The organism is Pseudomonas sp. DP-17, assembly GCF_022380625.1.
In the GTDB taxonomy this organism is placed as follows: domain Bacteria; phylum Pseudomonadota; class Gammaproteobacteria; order Pseudomonadales; family Pseudomonadaceae; genus Pseudomonas; species Pseudomonas nitroreducens_A.
On record NZ_JAKSXG010000004.1, the window covers coordinates 482,921 to 502,571 of the forward strand.

18 protein-coding genes are annotated in these 19,651 nt (G+C 67.3%); 13 read left to right on the forward strand and 5 right to left on the reverse strand.

All coding sequences use genetic code 11. The features are described from left to right. Positions 1-40: 40 nt before the first annotated feature. Positions 41-1,399 carry an MFS transporter gene (locus MJ122_RS11530; RefSeq protein WP_239744240.1) on the reverse strand — a complete coding sequence of 453 codons (1,359 nt, stop codon included), beginning with the start codon at positions 1,397-1,399 and terminating at the stop codon, positions 41-43. Positions 1,400-1,734: 335 nt separating this feature from the next. On the opposite strand from MJ122_RS11530, the gene MJ122_RS11535 reads away from it, so the two are divergent. Beyond that, positions 1,735-2,610 carry a LysR substrate-binding domain-containing protein gene (locus MJ122_RS11535; RefSeq protein WP_239744241.1) on the forward strand — a complete coding sequence of 292 codons (876 nt, stop codon included), beginning with the start codon at positions 1,735-1,737 and terminating at the stop codon, positions 2,608-2,610. A 224-nt stretch (positions 2,611-2,834) separates the two neighbouring features. Here the strand turns inward: MJ122_RS11535 and MJ122_RS11540 are convergent, their stop codons facing one another. Continuing rightward, the gene (locus MJ122_RS11540) at positions 2,835-3,695 is read right to left on the reverse strand and encodes a LysR substrate-binding domain-containing protein (protein WP_239744242.1); all 861 of its coding nucleotides are present in this window, start codon (positions 3,693-3,695) and stop codon (positions 2,835-2,837) included. 147 nt (positions 3,696-3,842) lie between these two features. On the opposite strand from MJ122_RS11540, the gene MJ122_RS11545 reads away from it, so the two are divergent. Both MJ122_RS11545 and phnX read left to right on the forward strand, forming a co-directional pair. Next, on the forward strand, positions 3,843-4,958 hold the full coding sequence (locus MJ122_RS11545; RefSeq protein WP_239744243.1) for a 2-aminoethylphosphonate--pyruvate transaminase: 1,116 nt from the start codon (positions 3,843-3,845) through the stop codon (positions 4,956-4,958). Between the two features lie 32 nt (positions 4,959-4,990). Beyond that, entirely contained in the window at positions 4,991-5,818 is an 828-nt protein-coding gene (phnX, locus tag MJ122_RS11550; protein ID WP_239744244.1) for a phosphonoacetaldehyde hydrolase, read from the forward strand. Between the two features lie 474 nt (positions 5,819-6,292). Here phnX and MJ122_RS11555 read toward each other — a convergent pair whose 3' ends face one another. Continuing rightward, the gene (locus MJ122_RS11555; RefSeq protein ID WP_239744245.1) at positions 6,293-6,865 is read right to left on the reverse strand and encodes an XRE family transcriptional regulator; all 573 of its coding nucleotides are present in this window, start codon (positions 6,863-6,865) and stop codon (positions 6,293-6,295) included. A gap of 82 nt (positions 6,866-6,947) precedes the next feature. Here MJ122_RS11555 and rhtA point away from each other — a divergent pair, with 82 nt between their 5' ends. After that, the gene (rhtA, locus tag MJ122_RS11560; RefSeq protein WP_239744246.1) at positions 6,948-7,823 is read left to right on the forward strand and encodes a threonine/homoserine exporter RhtA; all 876 of its coding nucleotides are present in this window, start codon (positions 6,948-6,950) and stop codon (positions 7,821-7,823) included. Positions 7,824-7,994: 171 nt separating this feature from the next. Here rhtA and MJ122_RS11565 read toward each other — a convergent pair whose 3' ends face one another. Further along, complete coding sequence (locus MJ122_RS11565; RefSeq protein ID WP_239744247.1) at positions 7,995-9,398, reverse strand: MATE family efflux transporter; 1,404 nt, start codon at positions 9,396-9,398, stop codon at positions 7,995-7,997. A 222-nt stretch (positions 9,399-9,620) separates the two neighbouring features. Between MJ122_RS11565 and pdxB the strand changes: the two genes are divergently transcribed. Continuing rightward, complete coding sequence (gene pdxB, locus MJ122_RS11570; RefSeq protein WP_239744248.1) at positions 9,621-10,769, forward strand: 4-phosphoerythronate dehydrogenase PdxB; 1,149 nt, start codon at positions 9,621-9,623, stop codon at positions 10,767-10,769. 15 nt (positions 10,770-10,784) lie between these two features. On the opposite strand, the gene MJ122_RS11575 is transcribed toward pdxB, so the two are convergent. After that, on the reverse strand, positions 10,785-10,958 hold the full coding sequence (locus tag MJ122_RS11575) for a PA1571 family protein (protein ID WP_017518640.1): 174 nt from the start codon (positions 10,956-10,958) through the stop codon (positions 10,785-10,787). 248 nt (positions 10,959-11,206) lie between these two features. On the opposite strand from MJ122_RS11575, the gene MJ122_RS11580 reads away from it, so the two are divergent. The 8 genes from MJ122_RS11580 to ubiM all read left to right on the forward strand — a co-directional run bounded on the left by MJ122_RS11580 (position 11,207) and on the right by ubiM (position 19,624). After that, positions 11,207-12,334: an ATP-NAD kinase family protein gene (locus tag MJ122_RS11580; RefSeq protein ID WP_239744249.1), complete on the forward strand. Its 1,128-nt coding sequence runs from the start codon at positions 11,207-11,209 to the stop codon at positions 12,332-12,334. A 187-nt stretch (positions 12,335-12,521) separates the two neighbouring features. Next, positions 12,522-12,923 carry a GFA family protein gene (locus MJ122_RS11585; RefSeq protein WP_239744250.1) on the forward strand — a complete coding sequence of 134 codons (402 nt, stop codon included), beginning with the start codon at positions 12,522-12,524 and terminating at the stop codon, positions 12,921-12,923. Positions 12,924-12,969: 46 nt separating this feature from the next. Beyond that, a complete protein-coding gene (locus MJ122_RS11590; protein WP_239744251.1) occupies positions 12,970-14,085 on the forward strand; it encodes a saccharopine dehydrogenase NADP-binding domain-containing protein in 1,116 nt (371 codons plus the stop codon). A 166-nt stretch (positions 14,086-14,251) separates the two neighbouring features. Beyond that, positions 14,252-14,809, forward strand: a complete 558-nt coding sequence (gene msuE, locus MJ122_RS11595; protein WP_239744252.1) for an FMN reductase — start codon at positions 14,252-14,254, stop codon at positions 14,807-14,809. A gap of 10 nt (positions 14,810-14,819) precedes the next feature. Continuing rightward, positions 14,820-15,965, forward strand: a complete 1,146-nt coding sequence (gene ssuD / locus MJ122_RS11600; protein ID WP_239744253.1) for an FMNH2-dependent alkanesulfonate monooxygenase — start codon at positions 14,820-14,822, stop codon at positions 15,963-15,965. Between the two features lie 62 nt (positions 15,966-16,027). Beyond that, a complete protein-coding gene (locus MJ122_RS11605) occupies positions 16,028-17,212 on the forward strand; it encodes an acyl-CoA dehydrogenase family protein (protein ID WP_088417231.1) in 1,185 nt (394 codons plus the stop codon). Then, positions 17,209-18,327, forward strand: a complete 1,119-nt coding sequence (locus MJ122_RS11610; RefSeq protein ID WP_017518633.1) for a sigma-54 dependent transcriptional regulator — start codon at positions 17,209-17,211, stop codon at positions 18,325-18,327. Before MJ122_RS11605 ends, MJ122_RS11610 begins: the two co-directional genes overlap by 4 nt. Before the next feature lie 124 nt (positions 18,328-18,451). Then, positions 18,452-19,624, forward strand: coding sequence for a 5-demethoxyubiquinol-8 5-hydroxylase UbiM (gene ubiM / locus MJ122_RS11615; protein ID WP_088417229.1), 1,173 nt, complete (start codon positions 18,452-18,454; stop codon positions 19,622-19,624). Positions 19,625-19,651 lie beyond the last annotated feature (27 nt).

A 19,651-nucleotide genomic window follows, 5' to 3' on the forward strand; every position in this document is an offset into this window, starting at 1 on the left:
TCGCCCATCCCTCAGCCGGCCGGTGAGGGGGAAGCGGGACTCAGGAACGCACCGGGCGTGCGTTCAGACGGGAGTTGGCGCTGGTGGGCTGCACCGGGACGACTGCTTCCGGACGGCTGTTCCAGTGCGGGATCAGGATGCCGGCGGCGATCAGCGCGGTGACGGTGAAGCCGATGAACACGGTGTAGGTATCGAAGTAGCCCGGCAGCAGGCCGCCGAGAATCGCGCCGATGGAGCCGCAGCCGTTGACGAAGCCTGCCGCGGTGCCGGCCGCTTCGCCGGTGCCGAAGTCCACCGCGGCTGCGCCGCTGATCATCGAGTCCGGCCCGTACAGGGTCAGGCCCATCATGAACAGCAGGGCCAGCACGACCAGACTGCTGCCGGTCTGCATGGCGGGGACGAACAGGGCGAGGCAAACGGTGAGGGCGAGCAGGCTGATCACGCAGGCCGGCATGCGTCGTGCGCCGAATAGGCGGTCGGAGGCGTAGCCGATCAGGATCGGTCCGAGCAGCCCGGCGACCTCGAAGGCCGACGGCAGGATCGCCGCGCCCACCTTGCCCAGCCCCGGCATGCGCTCGTAGACGATCACCGGGCCCCACAGCAGGATCGCGTAGCGCGCCGGCTTGAGCAGGAAATAGGCCAGGCCCAGGGTCAGCACGGTGCGATTGCGCAGCACCTTGCCAAGGATGCGCAGGGATTTGCCGTTCTCGCCCTCGTGCCTGAAGCCGGCGTAGTTCACCGCCTCGGGCTGCTGCACGTCGGCTTCCACCGGCGGCAGGCCGACATCCTGCGGGCGGTTGCGTTGCAGCAGGAGGAACAGGACGGCCACTGCTCCGACCACAGCGGCGGTGGAGTAGAACGCTGCATGCCAGGTGCCGAATACTTCATAGGCCCACCAGCCGGCGAAGGGCGAGGCGACCAGCCCGCCGAAGGCGTAACAGGTGCTCCACAGCCCGAGCACCCGGCCGCGCTCATGGGTGGCGAAGAAGCTGCCGATGTTCTTGCACAGCCCCGACCAGCCGGTGGATTGCGCCAGGCCCTGGACCACCATGCAGGTGGCGAAGATCGGCAGGGTGGCGAAGCTGCCCATCACCAGGGCGGCAGCGGCGGAGATCAGCAGGCCGCCGAACACCACCACGCGCGGGCCGTAGCGGTCGGCGAAGACGCCCCAGGTGAACTGGCCAACGGCGTAGGCCGTGAGGTAGATGGCGTCGAGGTTGGCCATCGCGATCTTGTCGAGATGGAAGCTGGGGTCTTCGGCGATGCCGAGCTTGGCCACCGAGAAGGCTTTGCGGGTGAAGTAGAAGGCCGCATAGGCCAGCCAGGTGATGGCGAAGATCTGCCATTTCCAGCGCGCCAGGGAGGCGCGCGGCGAAGCGGTGCCGTGAGGGTTGAGCATGGTCTGACCTCGTTGTTGTTGTGCTGTGCCGGCAGTCAGTGAGTAACGCCTGTTTCTTGTTGTTGTTCTGGAAGCACGTCGCGCCGTCTTTGCGGTGCGGGTCAGAATCGCTGCAGCTGTTCTGTGCCGCCGTTCCTCGCAGGTGTTGGGAAGCGGCGGTGGAGCGATGGAAACAATTTCGAATAAATAACTGAAATCGATTTATCAGATTTCAAAAATAAGCTGGGCTTGTATGACAGAGCGCCATGACGCTAGTGTTCTGCGCGAATGACCTTTCAGTCGCGTTCTGTCCGATGGCGGATGACGGGTCATAACCTTCCCGCAGAGGCGCGCCCATGTCCGTTTCCCACGCCCAGCTCAAGGCCTTCCATGCCGTCGCGGTGCACGGCAGTTTCACCCGCGCCGCCGAGCGCCTGTTCCTCACCCAGCCGGCGGTGTCCGACCAGGTGCGCAAGCTGGAGGAGCGCTACGGCGTGTTGTTGTTCCACCGCAACAAGCGTTCGGTGCGCCTGACCGAACTGGGCGAACGCCTGCTGGCGGTGACCCAGCGGCTTTTCGTGATCGAGGCCGAAGCGCAGGAACTGCTGCAGGAGTCCAGCGCGCTGCAGACCGGCAGCCTGACCCTGGCGGTGGATGCGCCGGTACATGTGCTGCCGCAGATCGCGCGCTTCTGCCAGCGCCATCCGGGCATCCGGGTGAAGCTGGAGACGGGCAACACCGACGAATCCCTGCAGCGCCTGTTCGACTACCAGGCGGACCTGGCGTTGCTGGGGCGCGAGGTGCAGGACGAGCGCTTGCTGACCTTCACCCTGCGCAGTGACCCCATAGTCGCTTTCGTGGGCCGCAGCCATCCCTGGGCCGGGCGCGAGTCCATCGAACTGGCTGACCTCGACGACACGCCGCTGGTCGTGCGCGAGCAGGGCTCGGTGACCCGGCAGATGCTCGAAGCGGAAATGGCCCGCGCCGGCCTGCGCATCCGCCCGGCCATCGAAGTGGAAGGTCGCGAGGCCTCGCTGGAAGCGGTGGCGGTGGGGATTGGCGTCGGCGTGGTGTCCGCCGCCGAACTGGGCGCGGATGCCCGCGTGCATGCGCTGCCGATCCTCGATTGCCAGTGGCGGATGAGCGAGACCCTGGTGTGCCTGCGTGAGCAGAGCACGCGGCGGATCGTGGCGACCTTTCTCGATCTGGTGAAGGAAGATTTGCCTGTCTGAGGGGAAGGTATGCTCAACGACCTGTTCGCGGCATCAAGCTGCACGGATACCCCCTCTCCCTTCAGGGAGAGGGCTGGGGAGAGGGGCCGATGCTTCCCCGCAGCTCCGCTAGAGTGCTTGACTCCTTTCCCCCTCCCTAACCCTCCCCCGCAAGCGGGAGAGGGGACCGCTCGGCAGGCGCGGCTGCGCTGGCGTTAGCCGGAAGAGGTGTTGGCTTATCAGGTTCAACCCTCCGCCAACTCCAGGAACGCACTCACCACCCGCAACCCCCGGCGCCGTTCCAGGCAGCCGATGGCGTGGCGGTTGAGCAGCCCATCGCCGCTCAGCGGAATCGCCTTCACCCGCGGGTCCGGGCTGACCTCCAGTGATGACACGATGCCGATTCCCAGCTCCGCCGCCACCGCTTCGGTGACCGCCTCGCGACTGTCCAGTTCCAGCAGCACGCGGGGCTCCACCGAGGCCGTTGAGCAGGCTGCATCGAAGGTCCGGCGGGTAATCGAATCGGGCTCGCGCAGCACCATGATCTGCTGGTCCAGCTCGCCCAGCGGCAGCTCGCCAGCGTGCCCGCTCCAGGCATGGCTGGCCGGCACCAGGGCGCAGATGCGCGACTCCACCAGTTCGCGCAGGAACAGCCCGGCGCGCGGCTCCACCTCGGTCAGCACGGCGATATCGACGTGCTCGTCCATCAGCGCGGCGAGGGTTTCCTGGGCGTTGCCCAGGCGCAGGTTGACGGTGATACCGGGGTAGCGTGCGCGCAGCCGGGCGAGCATCGGCATCACCAGGTGCGGGCCGTCGGCAGCGACCTCGATGCGTCCGGCCACCAGTTCGCGGCTGGCGTCGAGCATGGCCTCGGCTTCCTCTTCCAGGGCGAACAGCGTGCGACTAATGGCCGAAAGGCGTACGCCATCTTCTGTCAGCTCTACACCACGCGCAGTGCGGCGGAACAGGTTGACCTGGTAGTGCTCCTCCAGCGCCTTCACATGCCCGGTCACCGCCGGCTGGCTGATGAACAGGCGCTCGGCGGCGCGGGTGAAGCTGCGTTCGCGGGCGACGGCGTCGAAGGCGCGGAGCTGGAAAAGGTTCATGAGGTATATGTCCGGCTTATGTGGTGCATCGTGATAAACAATTTGAACGATATCTACCCGGCCGGCAAGTTATGCCCAGGCCGCCGCGAACCCGCCGGCCCAACCGAATTCAGCCCTGACGACGTTCCCAACACAGAGGAATCGAGCATGAGCACTGCCGAGCGAGCCCCCATCCTGCTGACTCCCGGTCCGCTGACCACGTCCCCCCGCACCCGCCGCGCCATGATGGTCGACTGGGGGTCGTGGGACCGCGACTTCAACGACCTGACCGCCGATGTCTGCAAGCGCCTGCTGGCGATCATCCACGGCGAGGCGACCCACACCTGCGTGCCCCTGCAGGGCAGCGGCACCTTCTCCGTCGAGGCCGCCATCGGCACCCTGGTGCCGCGTGACGGCAAGGTGCTGGTGCTGATCAACGGCGCCTATGGCAAGCGCCTGGCGAAGATCTGCCAGGTGATCGGCCGCGAATTCAGCACCTTTGAAACCGAAGAAGACGTGCCGACCACCGCGGCCGACGTCGACCGCCTGCTCAGCGCGGACCCGAGTGTCACCCATGTCGCGCTGATCCACTGTGAAACCAGCACCGGCATCCTCAACCCGCTGGGCGACATCGCCAAGGTCATCGAGTCCCACGGCAAGCGGCTGATCATCGATGCCATGAGCTCCTTCGGCGCGCTGGACATCGACGCCCGGCAGATTCCCTTCGATGCGCTGATCGCCGCGTCCGGCAAATGCCTGGAAGGTGTGCCGGGCATGGGCTTCGTCTTCGCCCGCAGCACCGCCCTTAACGCCAGTGCCGGCAACTGCCACTCGTTGTCCATGGACCTGCAGGACCAGCACGCCTACATGGCCAAGACCGGCCAGTGGCGCTTCACCCCGCCGACCCACGTGGTGGCCGCGCTGCACGAAGCGCTGAGCCAGTACGAGGAGGAGGGCGGTCTCGCCGCCCGTCATCAGCGCTACGCAAACAATTGCCAGACTCTGCTGGCGGAGATGGCCGGGCTCGGGTTCCGCAGCTTCCTGCCGGCCGAGATCCAGGCGCCGATCATCGTCACCTTCCATGCCCCGCGCGACGCCCGTTACAGCTTTACCGAGTTCTACAACCGGGTGCGCGAGAAGGGCTTCATCCTCTACCCGGGCAAGCTGACCCAGGTGGAAACCTTCCGCGTCGGTTGCATCGGCCAGGTCGACGCCAGCGGCATGCGCGCCGCCGTCGCGGCCGTCGCCGAGACGCTGAAGGAAATGGAAGTCTTCGAAATCTGACGCCCGCCCGAATTCTCACAGGATTGAACGCCATGAATTACCAGCAACCCCAGCAACTGCAAGCCGTCATCCTCGACTGGGCCGGCACCGTGGTCGACTTCGGCTCCTTCGCGCCGACCCAGATCTTCGTCGAGGCCTTCGCCGAGTTCGGCGTGCAGGTCAGCCTGGAAGAAGCCCGTGGCCCGATGGGCATGGGCAAGTGGGACCACATCCGCACCCTGTGCGACATCCCGGCCATCGCCGAGCGCTACAAGGCCAGGTTCGGCCGCGTGCCGAGCGACGACGACGTCACCGCCATCTACGAGCGTTTCATGCCGCTGCAGATCGAGAAGATCGCCGAGCATTCGGCGCTGATTCCCGGCGCGCTGGACGCCATAGCCACACTGCGCAGACAGGGGCTGAAGATCGGCTCCTGCTCCGGCTACCCAGCGGTGGTGATGGAGAAGGTCGTCGCCCTGGCCAAGACCAACGGCTACGTCGCCGACCACGTGGTCGCCACCGATGAAGTGCCCAACGGTCGTCCGCATCCGGCGCAGGCGCTGGCCAACGTGATCGCCCTGGGCATCAACGACGTAGCGGCCTGCGTGAAGGTCGACGACACCTGGCCGGGCATCCTCGAAGGCCGCAGCGCCGGCATGTGGACCGTGGCGCTGACCTGCTCGGGCAACGCGCTGGGCCTGACCTATGACCAGTACAAGGCGCTGCCGGCGGAGAAGCTGGAGCAGGAGCGCCGCCGCATCGGGCAGATGTTCGAGGGGGCGCGTCCGCATTATCTGATCGACACCATTGTCGATCTGCCGGCGGTGATTGCCGATATCAATGCGCGCCTGGCGCGGGGTGAGATGCCGCAAAGCAGCTGACGCTCGATATGAATGAAAAGGCCCGCTTAGTGCGGGCCTTTCTTGTGTTGGGGTTGGGTGTTTCTGCGTCGCTCTGGAGCGTGCTGATGTCTTCGGTTTCGCCCCCTCGGGCGAGTTACTTTGGCAAACGACGGATGGCCGCCCCGCCCAAAGTAACCAAAGGTCTTGCCCCGGACATCCGGCTTTTCGCTTAGGCGAAAAATTCCCTCGTTGAACGGGGCATTCGGCGCGGGCGGACGTTTCTCTGGAAGTTTTAAAAGCCAAAGCCAAAGCCAAAGCCGCGGCAGCGGAATGCTCGCTTTCGTAGGAGCGGACTCCGTCCGCGATGATCTCGCCCAGCGCCTTGATGGCCTGGAGTGGCGGGAAGCCCATCGCGGACGGAGTCCGCTCCTACACAACGGCAAACGCCTGAGTCGACCTTTAGGACGTGCCACGCCTGCGATCAGCGCCGACAGGCGCGTCTTTCAGCAGGATTCAGTTCACGACGTTGCGAACAAACCGCACCAGCACATCCCCATGGTTCTGGTAGGAAAACGGCTGGTTGCTCTTGAACACATGGAAGCCACCGGCCTCGACCTCCACCGTCTCCTCGGCGAGGACGATGGTCAACCGGCCTTCGATCACGTAGGCCATGTCGTACCAGCCCTCGGCGTCGGGCTCGGCGTTGTAGGTGTCGCCAGGGGCGAGTGTCCAGTGCCAGAGTTCGGCCTGGCGCGAAGCAGGGGTGCTGGCGAGGAGGGTGCCCCGGCTGTCGGGCTGCCTGCCGCCCCAGGCGACGGCGTCGACGCGGGTCAGGCCGCCGGTGGACGGCGGCCGCACCAGGTCGGCAAAGGTGACTTTCAAGGCCGCGGCGATACGGTCAAGGGTGGCGAGGCTGACGTTGGTGTCGCCGCCTTCGATGCCAACCAGCATCCGCCGGCTGACGCCCGAGGCCTTCGCCAGGGCGTCCTGGCTGAGGCCGGCGTCGCGGCGGTGGGTCTTCACGTTATCGGCAACGTGCACCAGCACGCTGGGGCGGTCGGAAGATGTGGGCAGTATATTGCTCATTCTGGCCTTTTTGCGCATTATGTTGCGCATAACAGTCAATCAAGATTTCCCCATCGTTGCAACGCCTGATCAGGTCCGCATCATGCCTCGCTCCCGCTTTCTTTCTACTGTCTTCCCCATCGCCATCCTGATCGTCTCGATGGCTTCGATCCAGACCGGCGCTTCCGTGGCCAAAAGCCTGTTCCCGGTCCTCGGCGCGGAGGGTGTCACCTCCATGCGGCTTATCTTCGCCGCGATCATCCTGTTGGCGATCCTGCGTCCGTGGCGCACTTCGTTGCGCGGCAAACCGCTCAAGCCGCTGTTCATCTATGGCCTCAACCTGGGCCTGATGAACCTGATGTTCTACATGGCGCTGCAGAGCATTCCGCTGGGCGTCGCCGTGGCGCTGGAGTTCACCGGGCCGCTGGCGGTGGCGCTGTTCTATTCGCGCAAGCCGCTGGACTTCCTCTGGATCGCCCTGGCCGTGGTTGGCCTGGGGCTGTTGCTGCCGATTGCCGACTTCGGCGCCGGTATCGATCCCAAGGGCGCCGCGCTGGCGCTGGGGGCGGGCGTGTGCTGGGGGCTGTACATCATCTTCGGCCAGCGCGCCGGCAGTGACCTGGGCGCGCAGGGCGCGGCGCTGGGCATCACCATCGCCGCCGTCTGCATGGCACCCATCGGCTTCGCCCACAGCGGCACGGCGCTGCTGGATGTCAGCCTGTTCCCCGCGCTGCTGGGAGTGGCGATCCTCTCCAGCGCCTTGCCCTATACCCTCGAGATGGTCGCCCTGACCCGTCTGCCGGCGCGCACCTTCGGCACCCTGATGAGCATCGAGCCGGCGTTCGGCGCGCTGTCCGGCCTGGTGTTCCTCGGCGAGCAACTGACGTCGCACCAGTGGATCGCCATCGGCGCCATCATCGTCGCCTCTGTGGGCACTACGCTGAGCAGCCGGCCGAAGCCGGCGCTGGTCACCGACTGAGCGCGAAAGAGGCTGTTCGCAGGATGGGTGGAGCGAAGCGATACCCATGCAGTCCGTGCACGAAATTGGTGGGTATCGCTGCGCTCCACCCATCCTACCCGTTGCTTTTCCTGCAGGATTTCCCCAAGTAAAAGCCGCCCTCGGGCGGCTTTTTGCGTCATGGGACGTTCGTTATCCCGCTGTGCGCATTTCCTTCAGCACGATCTGCCGCCTGGCGCTGCGCGACAGGCGGATGCACAGCATCACCGCCGCGCAGGTCAGGCCGACGATCAGGCCTTCCCACAGGCCGCGCGGGCCGGTGGGTTCCTGCAGCCAGTGGGCGAGGCCCAGGCTGTAGCCCACCGGCAGGCCGATGCCCCAGTAGGCGAACAGCGTCATGATCATGGTCGCGCGGGTGTCCTGGTATCCGCGCAGTGCACCGGCGGCGGTGACCTGTACGGCGTCGGAGAACTGGAACAGCGCCGAGAACACCAGCAGAGTAGCGGCCAGCGCCAGGACCTCTGGGTCCTGGGTATAGAGCCCGGCGATGTGTTCGCGCATCAGGAACATGCCACTGGCGGAAACGCAGGCGTACGCCAGCGCCGCTCCCATGCCCACGCCCGCGGCGAAGCGCGCATCGCGCGGTGCGCCGGCGCCCAGGGACTGCCCCACGCGCACGGTCACGGCCATGGCCAGCGAGTAGGGAATCATGAACACCAGCGCGCTGAAGTTCAGCGCCACCTGGTGGCCCGCCACGACCTTTTCGCCGAGTTCGCCGATCAGCAGGGCGATCACCGAGAAGATGCTGGACTCGGCGAACACCGCGATGCCGATCGGCAGGCCGACCGCCACCAGGCTGCCGATTACCTTGGGCTGCGGCAGTTCCCAATGGCTGAACAGTTGGCTCGGCTTGTAGACCTTGGCCCCGTTCACCCAGACCAGCATGCCCAGCAGCATGAACCACATCACCGAGCCGGTGGCCCAGCCGCAGCCGGGGCCGCCCAGGGCCGGGAAGCCGAGGTGGCCGTAGATCAGCACGTAGTTGATCGGGATGTTCAGCATCAGCCCGCAGATGCCCAGCACCATGCTCGGCCGGGTGCGCCCCAGGCCGTCGCTGAAGCAGCGCAGCACGTGGTACAGCGCCACCGCCGGCAGGCCGCAGGCGATGCCGCGCAGGTAGAAGCAGCTGGGCTCGATCAGGGCTTCCTCGACCTTCATCGCCCGCAGGATCGGCTCGGACAGCAGCCATAGCGTCGCCCCCGCCAGCGGGCCGACCAGCAACGCCAGCCACAGCGCCTGGCGCACCAGCGGGCCGGTGCCGGCCTGGTCGCCCGCGCCATAGCGCTGGGCCACCTTGGCGGTGGTGGCGAGCAGGGTGCCGGTCATCAGCAGGAAGACCGGAATCCAGATCGAATTGCCCAGCGCCACCGCGGCCAGGTCGCGCGGCCCCACGCTGCCGGCCATCACCGCATCGACGAAGCCCATGGCGGTGGTCGCCAACTGGGCGATCATGATGGGCGCTGCGAGGGTCAGCAGCTCCTTGAGTTCGGTGGCGGTGCGCCGTCCACGGGAGACGGGCTGGGCGAGGCTGGTCACGGCTATCCTTGGCGATGGAAATTGGCAGGAAGCCGGCCAGTTTAAGGGCTGACGGGCCAGTCAGGAAGTCCTGCCTGCGCTGCGCGCGACCGCACGCAGGGCTGAAGGATCGGCGCTGACGTAGGGCGCATAACGCGCCAGGTTATGCGCCCTACATGGCTGTGCGGGACCGCGCGCAGCAGCGCTGGTAAAGTAGCCGGTGCCGATTTCTGGAGCCTGCCCATGCGTATCCTTGCCGATGAAAATATTCCCCTGGTCGAAGCCTTCTTCGGGGCCCATGGCGACATCCGTCGCCTGCCCGGCCGCGGCATCGACCGTGCCGCCCTGGGCGACGCCGAAGTCCTGCTGGTTCGCTCGGTGACCGATGTCAGCCGCGAGCTGCTCGAGGGTAGCCAGGTGAAGTTCGTCGGCACCTGCACCATCGGCACTGATCACCTGGACCTCGATTACTTCGCCGAGGCCGGTATCGCCTGGTCCAGCGCGCCGGGTTGCAACGCCCGCGGCGTGGTGGACTGGGTGCTGGGCAGCCTGCTGGCCCTGGCCGAAGTGCATGGCGCCAGGCTTGCCGAACGCCGCTATGGCGTGATCGGCGCGGGGCAGGTGGGTGGTCGCCTGGTGGATGTGCTGCGTGGGCTGGGCTGGGATGTGCGTGTCTGCGACCCGCCGCGCGCCGCCGCCGAAGGTGGCGACTTCCGCAGTCTGGAGGAAGTGCTGCGCGAGTGCGACGTGATCAGCCTGCACACGCCGCTGACCCGCGACGGCGAAAACCCGACGCGCCACCTGATCGACGCCGCTCGCCTCACGACGCTGCGCCCGGGCACCTGGCTGATCAACGCCAGCCGGGGTGGGGTGATCGACAACACGGCGCTGCGCATCCACCTGGAGTCCGGCGCCGATATCGACGTGGCGCTGGATGTCTGGGAGGGCGAGCCGGAAGTGAACGTGCAGCTGGCGCAACACTGCCGCATCGCCACTCCGCACATCGCCGGCTACAGCCTGGATGGCAAGCTGCGCGGCACCGCGCAGATCTACGAGGCATTCTGCGCCTGGCAGCGCTGCGAGCCGGCCGTCGTCCTCGACGACCTGTTGCCCGCGCAATGGCTGGCCGAGTTGAGCCTGAAGGAAGAATGCGACCCGGACTGGGCGCTGGCGATGCTCTGCCGCGCGGTCTACGACCCGCGCAGCGACGACGCCAATTTTCGCCGCAGCCTGCAGGGGGACACCCAGACTCGGCGGGCGGCCTTCGACGCGCTGCGCAAGCACTACCCGCCGCGCCGGGAGATCACCGGGTTGTGGGTGGACATCCAGGGCGATTCGCCGCGCCTGGAAAGCCTGCTGACCGCGCTGGGCGCCAACCGGGTCGGGGAATAGGGCGGACGCGCCTGCTCAGCGGCGCGGTGGCTCGCAGGTCTTGTCCAGCTCCTGGCAGGCGCGCTGGATCATGTCTTCGGTGATGGGCACTTCGCGGCCCTGGGCATCGATGATCGAACCGCCGACCGGCTGCTGCGGATGACGCGGGGTGGGACGGGGAGTGGTTTCACGTTGGGTTTGCAGGCTCATGGCCAATCTCCTCTACATCAGGTGCGTTGCAGTCTAGGCAGATCAGATGAAAGCCCGGTGACAGAGGCTGCCCAGGGCAGCGCCGGAGAATCGTCACCGAAGACAGACGACAGGTTGCCTCGCAGATTGCGTGCCAATCACGAGGTCCCCAGTCACCTGCTTGTCGTTATAGTTCGTGGAGTTGCCGTTTCCCTGGTCCGACCCGGCCTTGCGCCGGTAGTTCGAAGAAGTTTCCCTTGAGGTTGAGTATGGACAGGATTCGCATAGGGCTGATCATCAATCCGCTGGCCGGTATCGGCGGCCCGACCGCGCTCAAGGGCAGTGACGGCGTCGTCGAGCTGGCTCTGGCGCGTGGCGCCGAACCACGGGCGGCAGAGCGCACGCGTGTAGCCCTGGAGCACCTGCTGCCGGTGCGCGAGCGCCTGGAGTTCCTCACCTTCCCCGGCCCGATGGGCGCCGACCTGCTGGCGGACATAGGCTTTGCCCATCGCCTGGTGGGTGCCCTGGAGCAGGCGCAGAGCAGCGCGGCTGATACCCGTCACGCCGTGCAGGCGCTGCAGGAGGCCGGTGTGGCGCTGATCCTCTTCGCCGGCGGCGACGGCACCGCACGCGACGTGGCCGAGGTCGCCCGCGAAGGCCAGCCGGTGCTGGGCATTCCCGCCGGGGTGAAGATCCATTCCGGGGTCTACGCCATCAGCCCGCGCGCCGCCGGGGAACTGGCGCGGCGCCTCGTGGATGGCGGGCTGGTGCGCCTGACCCAGGGCGAAGTGCGCGACCTCGACGAGGCCGCGCTGCGCGAGGGGCGCGTCGCCGCGCGCTGGTATGCCGAGCTGACGGTGCCCGAGGAAGGCCACTTCATGCAGCACGTGAAGCAGGCCGGCATGGAGACCGAGGAACTGGTGCTGGCCGACCTCGCCGCCTGGCTGGAGGACAGCTGGGAGGACGATGTGCGCTACGTCTTCGGTCCCGGCTCGACGCTGCACGGGCTGGCCGCCGACCTGCAACTGGAGACCACGCTGCTGGGCGTCGACGTGATCGAGAACGGCGAAGTGATTGCCCGCGACGTCACCGAAACGCAGCTGTTCGAGCTGGTGGACGGGCATTCCGCCTTCCTGCTGGTGACCGCCATCGGCGGGCAGGGGCACATACTCGGGCGCGGCAACCAGCAGATCAGCCCGCGCGTGCTGCGCGCCATCGGTATCGAGCGGCTGCGGGTGATCGCCACCAAACGCAAGCTTGCCACCCTCGAAGGCCGGCCGCTGCTGGTGGACAGCGGTGACGCCGAGCTGGACGCGAGCTTTCCCGCGGCGGTGCGGGTGTGGGCCGGCTACAAGGAAGAACTGCTCTATCCGCTGGGGTGGGAGAGTGAAGCCTGACGAGATGGTCGTGCCTACGGGGCTGGCACGCTCGGCTCACTCTGCCGTTGGGACAGGGCTGGGATGAGGGAGAGTGTGGAGCGGGTTTCCCCGGGGGAAAAGACAGTGGCTCCTGCGCACGGTGGTGCACGCCGGCAAGGCTGATCTAGACTCCCTCGCTTCGTGAACGTGGACGGAAGGGCGGGTCATGCATAGGGGCGGTTGTCTGTGCGGTGCGGTGCGCTACGAAATCAGCGGCGAGCTGGCGCCCATCCAGGTCTGCCATTGCAGCCAGTGCCGCAAGGCGCAGGGCGGGCCGTTCGCCACCAACCTCCCGGTGGACCGCGCGGCGTTCCGCCTGCTCAGCGGCGAGTCGGAACTGGCCGGGTATCGCGCGACGCCGGAAAAACTACGGGTGTTCTGCCGCCTCTGTGGCTCGCCAATCTACAGCGCCCGCGATGCGCTGCCGAAAACTTTGCGGGTGCGTGCGGGAACCCTCGACGAGCCGGTGCGGACAAAGCTCGAAGCACATTACTACGTCGACTCCCGTGCCGGTTGGTGGCCGCTGGAGGACAATCTGCCCCGCCACGGCGGTGCAAAGCCGGGTTGAAGGAGCTGGCGCCGCCAGCAGTCAGGGAGTAACAGGTTCAGTGGCAATGGAACGGACATTTCGCGTGCTGGTGTTGGGCGGTTACGGCAACTTCGGCAGCCTGATCGTGCGCCGCCTGAGCGACATCGACGGCATCCGCGTGCTGGTGGGCGGGCGCGACCAGCGCCGCGCCAATGAACTGGCCGCGCAGGTGGGCGGCGAGGCGGTGTGCCTGGACATGAACCAGCCGACGCTGGCCGGTCGCCTCAATGAACTGAAGGTCGACCTGGTGATTTCCACTGCCGGACCGTTCCAGGGCCAGGACTACCGCGTCGCCCGCGCCGCCATCGGTGCCCGCGCGCATTACGTCGACCTGGCCGATGCCCGCCAGTTCGTCTGCGGCATCCACGAACTCGACCGTGCTGCGCGCAGCGCCGGGGTGCTGGTGTGCAGTGGCGCCAGTTCGGTGCCCGCCCTGGCGGCCTCGGTGATCGACGACCTGTTGCCACGTTTCCAGCGCCTGGACAGCATCCACCACGGCATCAGCTCGTCGGCGAAGATTCCCGGGCAGGCCACGGTATCCGCGGTGCTGGGCTACTGCGGCAAGCCGCTGCGCCAGTGGCGCCAGGGCCGCTGGCAGGACGTGCATGGTTGGCAGGGGCTCAATCGCCATTGTTTTCCCGCGCCGCTGGGCTCGCGCTGGCTGGCCCACTGCGACGTGCCGGACCTCGACCTCTTCCCACGGCGTTATCCCGGCGTGCAGGACGTGCGCTTCTCCGCGGGCCTTGGCCTGAGCCTCACCCAGTTCGGCACCTGGGGCCTTTCCTGGCTGGTGCGCGCCGGGCTGGTGAAGGATGCGGCACGCCTGGGCGCCGGCCTGCACCGCATGGCCGTGGCGATGGAGCCCTTGGGCGACGGGCGCAGTGGCATGTTCGTCCACCTGCAGGGCGTCGATGGCGACGGCAAGCCGCTGGCATTGTGCTGGGAGATGCTGGCGCAGCAAGACCACGGCCCGAACATTCCCTGCATGGCGGCGGTGGCGCTGGCGCGCAAGCTCGCCGCCGGGCAACTGCGTCAGCGCGGAGCGACCCCCTGTGTCGGCCTGCTCACCACGGACGAATACGTGGCCGAACTCGAAGGGTTGGATATCTCCCACGGCTTGCGCGAGCTGGCCGTGCACTGACGGCGGAGTGTTTCCCTGGCAACAGTCGATCAGCAGCGCTGTTGCCTGGGTGACACGGAGCATCCGCCAGAACGGGCTGAAGTGCCCGAAAATCATACATTTCCCTGTTGGTACGGCCCTTGCTCAAGGCCTCTGTACCTAGCGCAACAGTCAACAGGGAAAACCCATGACCAGCCCCATCAGAGTGGTCGCCGTCTCCGGCGGCACCTATCGCCCCTCGCGCACCCTGGTGCTCACCCAGGCCGTGCTCGACGCCCTCGCCGAACGGCTTCCGGTAGAAGCCCGGCTCATCGAACTGGCCGACATCGCCCGCCCGCTGGGCGCCGCACTGTCGCGCCAGGAGCTCTGCGCAGAGCTTGAAGCCACGCTGCGCGAGATCGAGACCGCCGACCTGCTGGTGGTAGCCTCGCCGGTCTACCGCGGCTCCTATCCGGGCCTGCTCAAGCACCTGTTCGACCTGGTGGACATGAACGCCCTGATCGACACCCCGGTGCTGCTCGCCGCCACCGGCGGCAGCGAGCGCCACGCGCTGGTTCTCGACCACCAGCTGCGCCCGCTGTTCAGCTTCTTCCAGTCGATCACGCTACCCATCGGCGTGTACGCCAGCGAAGGGGACTTCGCCAACTACCAGATCACCAGCGACACCCTGCGCGCGCGCATCCAGCTGGCCGCCGAGCGCGCCGCGCCGCTGTTCGCCCGCCCGCAACTGCGCAAGACTGCCTGAGGAGCCCGCGATGAACGTGTTCTGGTTCCTGCCAACCCACGGCGACGGCCACTTCCTCGGCACCAGCGAGGGTGCGCGCCCGGTGTCGCTGCCGTATCTCAAACAGATCGCCCAGGCCGCCGATTCCCTCGGCTATTACGGCGTGCTGATTCCCACCGGCCGCTCCTGCGAGGATTCCTGGGTGGTCGCCTCGGCCCTGGCGCCGCTCACCGAGCGCCTGCGCTACCTGGTGGCGATCCGTCCGGGAATCATCTCGCCCACCGTGTCCGCGCGCATGGCTGCGACCCTGGACCGGCTGTCCGGCGGCCGGCTGCTGATCAACGTGGTCACCGGAGGCGACCCGGATGAGAACCGTGGCGACGGCATCCACCTCAGCCACGCCGAGCGCTATGAAGTCACCGACGAATTCCTGCGCATCTGGCGGCGAGTGCTGCAGGGCGAATCCGTGGACTTCAAGGGCAAGCACCTGCAGGTGGAGAACGCCAAGGCGCTCTATCCGCCGATCCAGAAGCCTTACCCGCCGTTGTATTTCGGTGGCTCCTCGGCCGAGGCCCATGACCTGGCCGCCGAACAGGTGGACGTCTACCTGACCTGGGGCGAGCCGCCGCAAGCGGTCGCGCAGAAGATCGCCGACGTACGCGAGAAGGCGGCAAAACAGGGGCGCACCGTCAAATTCGGCATTCGCCTGCACGTGATCGTTCGCCAGACCGCCGAGGAGGCCTGGCAGGCCGCCGACAAGCTGATTGCCAACATCTCCGACGAGACCATCGCCAACGCGCAGAAATCCTTCGCCCGCTTCGACTCCGAAGGCCAGCGGCGCATGGCCGCGCTGCACGGCGGCCGCCGTGACCAGCTGGAGATCTACCCCAACCTCTGGGCCGGTGTCGGCCTGGTGCGTGGCGGCGCCGGTACCGCGCTGGTGGGCGACCCGCAGCAGGTCGCCGAGCGCATCAAGGAGTACGCGGACCTGGGGATCGACAGCTTCATCTTCTCCGGCTACCCGCACCTGGAAGAGGCCTACCGTTTCGCCGAACTGGTCTTCCCGCTGCTGCCCGAGCCCTATGCGAGCCTCGCCGGCCGCGGCGTGACCAACCTCACCGGGCCGTTCGGCGAGATGATCGCCAACGATGTGTTGCCTGGGCGCAAGGCCGGTTGAGTTCCCCTGATGTGCCGGGCAGGAGCCTGGCACATCCCGAATCGATAGAAGAGGAAGCGAGCGTGAACGCCAATACGCGGCTCGACGTACAGACACCCGGGCAAATGGCCCAACGCCTGGCCGCCGGTTTCGCCGAAACCGCCGCCGAGCGCGACATCCGTGGCGGTACGCCGAAGGCCGAGCGCGATGCGCTGCGCCAGAGCGGCCTGCTGTCGCTGATCATCCCTACCGAGTACGGTGGCCTGGGCGCCGACTGGAGCACAACGCTGGACGTCGTGCGCCAGTTTGCCGTGGTCGACAGCTCCATCGCACACGTGTTCGGCTTCCAGCACCTGATGCTGGCCACCGTGCGGCTGTTCTCCCGCCCCGAGCAGTGGCAGCCATGGTTCGAGCTGACGGCGCGCAACCAATGGTTCTGGGGCAATGCGCTGAACCCGCTGGACACCCGCACCGTGTCGCGCACCTTCGCCGGCTGGCGGGAATTCTCCGGGCGCAAGAGCTTCTGCTCCGGCGCGCTGGATTCGCAGATGCTCATCGCCTCGGCGCTGGACGGCGAGGGCGGCAAGCTGCTGATCGCCGCCATCCCCACGGCGCGCAGCGGCATCAGCCTGGCCCATGACTGGGACAACATGGGCCAGCGCCAGACCGACAGCGGCAGCGCTACCTTCGAGCGGGTGCGGGTGGAGGAGAGCGAGCTGCTGCTCGATCCGGGACCGCTGAGCACGCCGTTCGCCTGCCTGCGCCCGCTGATCGCCCAGCTGATCTTCACCCATGTCTTCCTCGGCATTGCCGAGGGCGCGTTCGAAGAGGCGCGGCAGTACACGCTCAAGGAGGCCCGCCCATGGTTCCGTTCCAACGCCGCCACAGTGGGTGAGGACCCGTACGTGCTCGGGCATTACGGCGAGTTCTGGGTCGGTCTGGAAAGCACCCGCCTGCTGGTGCGCCGTGCCGCCCAATTGCTCGACGAAGCCTGGAGCAGAGGCGCCGCTCTGGACGCCGAGGAGCGCGGCCGGCTGGCCGTTGCCATCGCCACCGCCAAGGTCGCGGCGACCCGCAACGGCCTGGAAATCTGCAACCGCCTGTTCGAAGTCACCGGCGCCCGCTCCACCCATGCCGCGCTGCGCATCGACCGCTACTGGCGCAACCTGCGCACCCAGACCCTGCACGACCCGGTGGACTACAAGGTCCGCGAGCTGGGCGACTGGGCGCTGAACCAGCAACTGCCGCAACCGACTTTCTACTCATGAACGCGACCACACCCGAGGGTCTGTTGACCCTGCCCAAATCCCCCGCGCTGGCCACCTCCATCCGTGCCACCGCCCAGGTCTTCGAAGACCCCAAATCCCAGGCGCTGCTCGACCACCTGCAGCAGGTCGCGCCCAGCGAGGCCAGCGTGCTGATCATCGGCGAGACCGGCACGGGCAAGGAACTGGTGGCGCGGCACATCCACAACCTCAGCGCGCGGCGAGGCGGGCCCTTCGTGGCGGTGAACTGCGGGGCCTTCTCCGAATCCCTGGTGGAGGCCGAACTGTTCGGCCACGAGAAGGGCGCCTTCACCGGCGCGCTGGCGGCCAAGGCCGGCTGGTTCGAGGAAGCCAATGGCGGCACGCTGTTCCTCGACGAGATCGGCGATCTGCCGATGCCGATCCAGGTCAAGCTGCTGCGTGTGCTGCAGGAACGCGAAGTGGTGCGCCTGGGTTCGCGCAAGAGCATCCCGATAAACGTGCGGGTGCTGGCGGCCACCAACGTGCAACTGGAGAAGGCGATCAACGCCGGGCATTTCCGCGAGGACCTGTACTACCGCCTCAACGTCGTCAGTCTGGAGCTGTCGCCGCTGCGCGAGCGGCCCGGCGACATCCTCCCGCTGACCCGCCACTTCATCGCCGAGTACAGCCGGCGCCTGGGGTACGGGCAGAGCCAACTGAGCGCCGAGGCCGCGCAGAAGCTGCGCAGCTATTCGTGGCCGGGGAACATTCGCGAGCTGGAAAACGTCATCCACCACACGCTGCTGATCTGCCGCGACGGCGTGGTGCGCGCAGAGGACCTGCACCTGTCCAACCTGCGCATCGAGCGCAGCGAGGAGCCAAGGCTGGAATCCCTGGGCGCCGAGCAGATTCTCCAGCAGGCCTTCCAGCGGCTGTTCGAGGAGCAGGGCGGCAACCTGCATGCGCGGGTGGAAGATGCGTTGCTGCGCGCGGCCTATCGCTTCTGCCATTGCAACCAGGTGCATACCGCCAACCTGCTCGGTCTGAGCCGCAACGTCACGCGCACGCGGCTGATCGAGATTGGCGAGCTGGTGGTGAACAAGCGCCGGGGCGCGACGGTGATCGACCCGCAGCGGGGCGTGCGGCTGTCCATCTAGCTCGCTCTGGTCGGGCCCGTCTATTTGGAGGTATTCGCCATGGGCCACTGATCCACGGCAACGAAACGGGCCAGTGGCCAGCCTAGACTCCGGGACCGCCCATCCCTCGCCAAAGGAGTCACCCATGCACGTGGACATCGCCATCGTCGGCGCCGGCCCCGCCGGGCTTTGCCTGGCCCGCTCGCTGTCGGGCAACGGCCTGTCGATCCTGCTGATCGACCGTCAGCCGCTGGCCGCGGTGTCCGAGCCCGCCGAGGACGGCCGCGAGATCGCGCTGACCCACGCCTCCCGCGCCGAACTGCAGCGGCTGGGGATGTGGTCGCGGATCGACCCCGAGGACGTCTCGCCGCTGCGCGATGCCCAGGTGCTCAATGGCCCTTCGCTGTTCACCCTGCGCATCGAGGCCGAGCAGGCTGGTGCGCAACAGCTGGGGTATTTCGTCTCCAACCAGATGATCCGCCGCGCTGCCTTCGACGCGGTGCACGAGTGCGCGGATGTCTCGCTGGTCTGCGGGCGCGCCTTGCGTTCGCTGCAGGTCCGCCAGGACGGCGTGGCGCTGACCCTGGACGACGACAGTCGCGTCCATGCGCGCCTGCTGGTGGCGGCCGACAGCCGCTTCTCCGAAACCCGCCGCATGCTGGGTATCGGCGCGAGCATGGAGGACTTCGGCAAGACCATGATGGTCTGCCGCATGGCCCATGAGAAACCGCACCACAACGTCGCCTGGGAATGGTTCGGCTACGGCCAGACCCTGGCGCTGCTGCCGATCAATGGCGACCGTTCCTCGGTGGTGCTGACCCTGCCGCAACGCGAGATGGCGCCGCTGCTGGAACTGGACGAGCAGGCCTTCGCCCGCGAGATGGAGCGCCGTTTCGACCGCCGTCTGGGCGGCATGGAGTTGCTCGGCGCGCGTCACAGCTATCCGCTGGTGGGGGTGTACTCGGACCGTTTCGTCGGCCCGCGCAGCGCGCTGATCGGCGATGCCGCCGTCGGCATGCACCCGGTCACCGCCCACGGCTTCAACTTCGGCCTGCAGAGCCAGCGCCGGCTGGCGAATGAAATCCTCGCGACCCATCGCCGGGGCGGCGATATCGGCGGCACCTGGCCATTGCGCCGCTACGCCATGGCGCACCGCCTGGCGACCTGGCCGCTGTACCAGGCCACGCGGCTGATCGTCGGCATGTACACCGACCCGCGCCCGCCAGTTCGTCTGCTGCGCAATGCCGGCCTGCGCCTGGCGCAGAACCTGCCGCCGCTGCGCACGGCGATTGCAAAACACCTGACTCAGGGCGCGTAAGCGCGAACCAGATGCCGGCCCGTGATG

Coding starts and splice junctions, on each gene's coding strand:
- MJ122_RS11535 (WP_239744241.1), top strand. CDS start 1,735: ATGTCCGTTTCCCACGCCCAGCTCAAGGCCTTCCATGCCGTCGCGGTG.
- MJ122_RS11590 (WP_239744251.1), top strand. CDS start 12,970: ATGGAACGGACATTTCGCGTGCTGGTGTTGGGCGGTTACGGCAACTTC.
- ubiM (WP_088417229.1), top strand. CDS start 18,452: ATGCACGTGGACATCGCCATCGTCGGCGCCGGCCCCGCCGGGCTTTGC.
- MJ122_RS11575 (WP_017518640.1), bottom strand. CDS start 10,958: ATGAGCCTGCAAACCCAACGTGAAACCACTCCCCGTCCCACCCCGCGT.
- rhtA (WP_239744246.1), top strand. CDS start 6,948: ATGCCTCGCTCCCGCTTTCTTTCTACTGTCTTCCCCATCGCCATCCTG.
- MJ122_RS11580 (WP_239744249.1), top strand. CDS start 11,207: ATGGACAGGATTCGCATAGGGCTGATCATCAATCCGCTGGCCGGTATC.
- ssuD (WP_239744253.1), top strand. CDS start 14,820: ATGAACGTGTTCTGGTTCCTGCCAACCCACGGCGACGGCCACTTCCTC.
- phnX (WP_239744244.1), top strand. CDS start 4,991: ATGAATTACCAGCAACCCCAGCAACTGCAAGCCGTCATCCTCGACTGG.
- MJ122_RS11540 (WP_239744242.1), bottom strand. CDS start 3,695: ATGAACCTTTTCCAGCTCCGCGCCTTCGACGCCGTCGCCCGCGAACGC.
- MJ122_RS11545 (WP_239744243.1), top strand. CDS start 3,843: ATGAGCACTGCCGAGCGAGCCCCCATCCTGCTGACTCCCGGTCCGCTG.
- MJ122_RS11555 (WP_239744245.1), bottom strand. CDS start 6,865: ATGAGCAATATACTGCCCACATCTTCCGACCGCCCCAGCGTGCTGGTG.
- MJ122_RS11610 (WP_017518633.1), top strand. CDS start 17,209: ATGAACGCGACCACACCCGAGGGTCTGTTGACCCTGCCCAAATCCCCC.
- msuE (WP_239744252.1), top strand. CDS start 14,252: ATGACCAGCCCCATCAGAGTGGTCGCCGTCTCCGGCGGCACCTATCGC.
- MJ122_RS11530 (WP_239744240.1), bottom strand. CDS start 1,399: ATGCTCAACCCTCACGGCACCGCTTCGCCGCGCGCCTCCCTGGCGCGC.
- MJ122_RS11585 (WP_239744250.1), top strand. CDS start 12,522: ATGCATAGGGGCGGTTGTCTGTGCGGTGCGGTGCGCTACGAAATCAGC.
- pdxB (WP_239744248.1), top strand. CDS start 9,621: ATGCGTATCCTTGCCGATGAAAATATTCCCCTGGTCGAAGCCTTCTTC.